The sequence below is a fragment of the Spiroplasma sp. hy2 genome (genome assembly GCF_044714365.1).
Taxonomy (GTDB): domain Bacteria; phylum Bacillota_I; class Bacilli_A; order Mycoplasmatales; family Mycoplasmataceae; genus Spiroplasma; species Spiroplasma phoeniceum.
The window spans coordinates 1-1,422 of the sequence record NZ_RXFZ02000220.1 but is presented as its reverse complement, the minus strand read 5'-3'; the positions used below and the strand labels follow the sequence as shown (position 1 = coordinate 1,422).

General features: G+C 20.4%; 1 protein-coding gene and 1 pseudogene. Both read left to right on the top strand.

The window, feature by feature from the left end:
- Nucleotides 1–48 precede the first annotated feature (48 nt).
- The gene (locus tag EHV01_RS05565; RefSeq protein ID WP_422066592.1) at nucleotides 49–744 is read left to right on the top strand and encodes a UPF0236 family transposase-like protein; all 696 of its coding nucleotides are present in this window, start codon (nucleotides 49–51) and stop codon (nucleotides 742–744) included.
- Between the two features lie 207 nt (nucleotides 745–951).
- Nucleotides 952–1,422, top strand: a pseudogene (locus EHV01_RS05560) (hypothetical protein); the annotation flags it as partial.

Sequence of the window (1,422 nt, the reverse complement as noted above, 5' to 3'; positions counted from 1 at the left end):
TWAAAATTTAAAGCAAAATCATAATCTTACACAAAATTAGTTTTCAAATTGTCATATTGATGATTTTTTTTATTTCATCAAGAGTTTTCGACAAAATTAAAGAAATTAACTAATTTTGTTAATAAATTGCTTATTTTAATTACAAGTTATTATAACATGACACCCAATATTGAAATTATGATTTTAGGTGATGGTGCATTATGAATTAAAAATACTAAAAATTTTATGCATCAATATTTTCCTAAAAATAAAATTCACTATACAATAGATAAATTTCATCTTACAAGTAGATTTAAAAAATTATATCCATATCAAAGTAAAAACAAAGAAAATAGAGAAACATATCATAAAGCAGTTGATAATTTTTATAATGGTAAATATGAAGAATTATTACAATGCTTAGAAAATAGTGCTTCTTTTATAAAAGAAACAAAGATGAAATTTTTAAAAGAGACAATTAGATTAATTAAAAATAATGAAGAAGGTGTCGAAAATCAAACATTATGAAATAATATTGGTTGTCATATTGAGGGTGATATATCGCATTACTGTAAGGGTGTTTTGGTTAAAAAAGCAACTTATCATGAAAAAACTCTTAAAAATAAATTAAATACTAGTATGATAAATTTTAAAAATAAAATTAATTTATTTAATACTAATGAACCATTAGAAGAAAATAGAATTAATTATTCAGTTAATAATTTTGTAAATAATAATTTACAACCAAACTTATATGTTTATTAATTTTATCTAATAAATTAAATAAATTTAATAAACATATATTTTTGTTGTGGAAAAATTTAAAAAATACTAAAATATTATTGACAATAAAATTAAAAGTAATACAATTTAAATAAGTAAGTGGTATATTATTCCACAATTTCTAAGATATTAATTTAAAACCCTTAAATAATACATGAGAACAAAAGATATAAAGATATTTTAGATACTATGGAGCATGTAAAAATTAGTTTAATGACAGTATCTAATATTATGAAAAATGCAAAAACTGATGAAGAATATTACTTTAATAAAAGTAATAAAAAAATAGATATTCCACATACTTTATATATTCAAATGGATGGGACTTATTTGAAAATGTTAGATTCAACAAAGCAAGGAAGAAAAAAGATAAAAAAACACACGATAGCATGTACTGTACATACTGGGTATGATGAAGAAAAATATACTGTAAAAAGACCTGTAATCGCAAATAAATTAGGTGTTTTTGAAATGGATAATATTCCAGATTATCTTAAAAAAGAAGCGAATTTAAAACCAGTTCTTATAAAATTATTTTCTTTAATTGAAACTCATTACAACATGACACCCAATATTGAAATTATGATTTTAGGTGATGGTGCATTATGAATTAAAAATACTAAAAATTTTATGCATCAATATTTTCCTAAAAATAAWATA